The sequence below is a fragment of the Priestia sp. P5_B4 genome, assembly GCF_056400385.1.
The window spans coordinates 1-3,554 of sequence record NZ_JBFULJ010000384.1; the positions used below are offsets into that span (position 1 = coordinate 1).

Here is a 3,554-nt window from a genome sequence, read left to right on the forward strand (position 1 = left end):
CCGCAGCCACCTCCGTAACCACCGAAAAAGCCCATATCTTCACCACCCTGCACGTTATATTTTTATAATATGTACAAGTAATAAAAATGCTCGCCTAAAATATACAAGCTCAAATTAATCATTAATATATAGACAATCGTACAAGCCTTTTAAAAAATTTTACATAGAATGAAGTATCCTTGTACAAGGAAGAGACGCCTAACCTCCTGAACCTGTTATTACCACCGCCAAAATAACAGGTTTAGTACATAACAAAAAAACTACCTTCCCGACTTCAAGGTAGTTTTTCTCTGTTACCACAATACTCTTTAACTTTACAAATTAGGAAGGTGAAAAAAGAAGGGCAAAAAGATCTTAAGTGTGGGACCAAAATTAGTTTAACTACACTATATGATTTAATGGCTCTTTAGATAACTTGCTTATTGAGAATAAAGTTTTACCTTTTGAGCAAACTACCCAAGACGCCGTGAGGCATCTATCCTTAAAATGAGAGCGTACATCTCGAAACAGAAAAAACTATCCCTCCCCATAAGGTAGTTTTTTCTGTTTTTTAAGCTGTATATGGTATACATCTTTAGTTAACATAATGTCTCTTTCCGGAACACACCACAAAAAAGAACCCTTGGTAGGCAAGGATTCCGATGAGGTTACGATTTCTGCTTTATGCAGCTTTTTATACATCCTTGATATGACGGAGTTCTCCTTACAGGTAGTTAAAGAGATGATGCATAAAAAGCGCACCTTTTATACATCTGCGAAACCGTTCAAATAGTTGATTTTGTATACAAATATGATATATTAAAAGTCAGACTATTTTTTACAAATTTCAACGTAACCCTATTTTTGAGCAACCTCGCGTCCACTGCCGAGGTTGCTTTTTATTTTGTTAACAAGAAAATTTAAAAAGCTGTATCACAAGATACAGCTTTTTTAAAAAAAATTTCTATATACTTAAATTATCTAAAAATTTCATTGTTAAACTTGGTAGAGTTTGCTATGATTAAATCAATTACATGATCGGAAAATCGAAAAAGGCAAAGCGTGTTGTCGAAGGGGTCGGATCCTTCTTCAACCGTCCACCGTAAACACCCTACGGTAAACACCTGCTTCACCTTTTCTTTAGTGTAATTCTATGTTCATTTTACGATAGAATTACATGAAAAACAAGGGGAAGTTCTATACTCTTTTATCATTTTAAAAGACGTGTTTACCTGTAAAACGGTATCACGTCTTTTTTCGTTTTCCATAAAAGGAGAGCGAATGAACATGGCAAAAGAAAAAATTGAGATTATTGCAAGTGTAGAAACATATAAAAATTTATCAAGCTTCGAATCTATTGATACCCTAAATGAAACTGTACGGTCCTATATAGAACGTTTTAAGGATCAATTGAATAAAACCCATATTGCTGTATTAAAAGTCTTACATGGCTATTCAGCAAAGCACCTAGGAGTTTCTTTCTTAACGAAAAGAAATATTGGTAAATTGGTCGGTAAAAGTCGTGCTACTATTATACGGGTGTGTAACCACTTAGAGAATCTAGGTATTATTAAACAATTAGAAATGAAACGCAGTAGTGACATGAAACAAACAAGTAATGCCGTTATTATTCAACCAATCCAAACAGAAGAATCTGTAAAAGAAACTAATCAAATTGAAGAAAGTGCAACACAAGAAAACTTCAAAATGCAACACCAAGAAAACAAAATCTTTTTAAAACAAATACATAATATTAAACATCTAAATATGAGAAAAGAAACATCTAAACGTAAAGCTTATATAAAAATGGTTCCTAAAAGACTTCAACAATATCAAGCTTTCTTTGGTAATCAAACCAAGTCTCTATACGGACGTATTTGGCTTGCAATGAAGAACTTTGGTGTATCAGTTGATAAATCTATTATGCAAGAAATCGCTCATATTGCTTTTGATAAACTTGTAGATTACATAAAACAGGGACGTAACCTTTCTACTGAAGAATTGCACAAATTAGCCTACACTATTGCTTATAACCAACTTTCAGAACGTGACGACACAAAAGCAATGGCCAGCTTTGTAGATAGTTTTATTGAACGAACTAAACACCTTAAAAACCAACATCTACATTCGAGGGTATAAGGTATGGCCTCTTAAACAAAGAGTCCCTTTATAACAGTAATCTAAGACTAGACTTCTTGAAAATTGATATAATCTCAAAGTGAGATGGCCGTCGTTTATCACAGCAAGTTTTAAATATATTCGTTTGCAAGCTCTTTAATTGAAGGGCTAATATAATGTCATGACGAATGAATTAGAGAGGGGGCATGACGTTATGTCTGAAACGAATAACTTTGTTTATAAAACTGGTGAAGTTTTAAAGAGGTTAGATCTCAAGGATTCTGTCTTCAAAAAGTACATTTTTAGTCTTGAAAAAGAAGGGTATTCTTTTCAAAGAAACAATTTAGGTCATCGCCTTTTTACAGAGGATGACATAAAAGCTTTGGAGATGTTTTTAGAGCTAATCAGTTATGACGGTATGACTATTGAGTCTGTAGCAAGGAAGATAGGCATGGCCAACAAGAAGCGACTAGAGCCAATGGGTCATGATATCATGCCTGAAAACGGCATTGACGGTCATGACATCATACCTGAAAGGGATTCTAGTAGTCATGACGCTATGACGCTAATGAATGCACTTTTAAAAGAGCAAGAGCAGCGTTTTGTAAGACTTCTTCAGGAGCAAGAACAAACATTTAAAAATGAGATACAGACTATTAAAGATAATCAAACTCAAGAAGTTTATGAGTTAAAAAAAACATTGCTTGAAAGAATGGATGACGATGCAGGAACTGAAAAAAGAGACGAAATCCTTATTCAAGTTATGCGGGACATCAGGGAAACAAAAAAAATGTTGGCTGCTTCCCAGGACGAAAGCAAAAAGAAATGGTGGGAGTTTTGGAGATAACATACAAGACTAATTTATATAAATGTCAGCTACAACAAAAAATGGGGTGATGGGAAATGAGAATTAAATTTGAAGAGCCAGTTACACCTGAACTTATTGCCAGTACATTACAAGGTTTGATGGAAGAGTATGAGGTAAGTCTTTCAAAAGCAAATTTATATATCAATTTCCGTAATGCTGACGGAGAGTTAGTGACGTTAGTCGATAGTAATGGGGATGAGATTGAGGGAGTTGTAGTCAAAAAACCGAAAACTCAAAAGCCAAAAAAGAAAAAAACGACAGACAATCTAGTTGAATTTCCAAATAAAGAACGAGAAATTGATATTGAATAGTATAAGAACTACAAGGTTTCAAATTGGCTATTTTAGTTTGAGTAGTTTATTCAAGCTAAAATAGCCAATTTGAAACTCTATAAACTTACATTGTAAATTACTCTTTGGCAGTAGCTACTTCAGTTGCTGCTTTCTTTTTTTCTTTTACAACCAAATCATGATGCAAAATCTTATCTTTGTTTTTTCCTACATAAGATTGCAATGCCTTCGCAATCTTTTCTGCTTCTTCTTCACTTWGAATCTCAAAGTATTTCTCGAAGATCGCGCCGACTTGAATC

General features: G+C 34.0%; 4 protein-coding genes. 3 read left to right on the forward strand and 1 reads right to left on the reverse strand.

Features of this window, described 5'->3' with window-relative positions:
• The first annotated feature begins 1,266 nt into the window (after positions 1-1,266).
• The 3 genes from AC1DRF_RS19785 to AC1DRF_RS19795 all read left to right on the forward strand — a co-directional run bounded on the left by AC1DRF_RS19785 (position 1,267) and on the right by AC1DRF_RS19795 (position 3,276).
• Complete coding sequence (locus tag AC1DRF_RS19785) at positions 1,267-2,118, forward strand: helix-turn-helix domain-containing protein (protein WP_471876929.1); 852 nt, start codon at positions 1,267-1,269, stop codon at positions 2,116-2,118.
• 193 nt (positions 2,119-2,311) lie between these two features.
• Complete coding sequence (locus AC1DRF_RS19790; RefSeq protein WP_427091799.1) at positions 2,312-2,944, forward strand: DUF3967 domain-containing protein; 633 nt, start codon at positions 2,312-2,314, stop codon at positions 2,942-2,944.
• A gap of 56 nt (positions 2,945-3,000) precedes the next feature.
• Positions 3,001-3,276 carry a hypothetical protein gene (locus AC1DRF_RS19795; RefSeq protein WP_195696761.1) on the forward strand — a complete coding sequence of 92 codons (276 nt, stop codon included), beginning with the start codon at positions 3,001-3,003 and terminating at the stop codon, positions 3,274-3,276.
• A gap of 97 nt (positions 3,277-3,373) precedes the next feature.
• Here AC1DRF_RS19795 and AC1DRF_RS19800 read toward each other — a convergent pair.
• Positions 3,374-3,554, reverse strand: a 181-nt coding sequence (locus AC1DRF_RS19800; RefSeq protein ID WP_477741478.1) for an NIP7 pre-PUA domain-containing protein, incomplete at its 5' end; no start/stop codon positions are given.

Bases quoted from the DNA above. Each gene is read 5' to 3' on its own strand.
- AC1DRF_RS19790 (WP_427091799.1), top strand. From the start codon at position 2,312: ATGTCTGAAACGAATAACTTTGTTTATAAAACTGGTGAAGTTTTAAAG.
- AC1DRF_RS19785 (WP_471876929.1), top strand. From the start codon at position 1,267: ATGGCAAAAGAAAAAATTGAGATTATTGCAAGTGTAGAAACATATAAA.
- AC1DRF_RS19795 (WP_195696761.1), top strand. From the start codon at position 3,001: ATGAGAATTAAATTTGAAGAGCCAGTTACACCTGAACTTATTGCCAGT.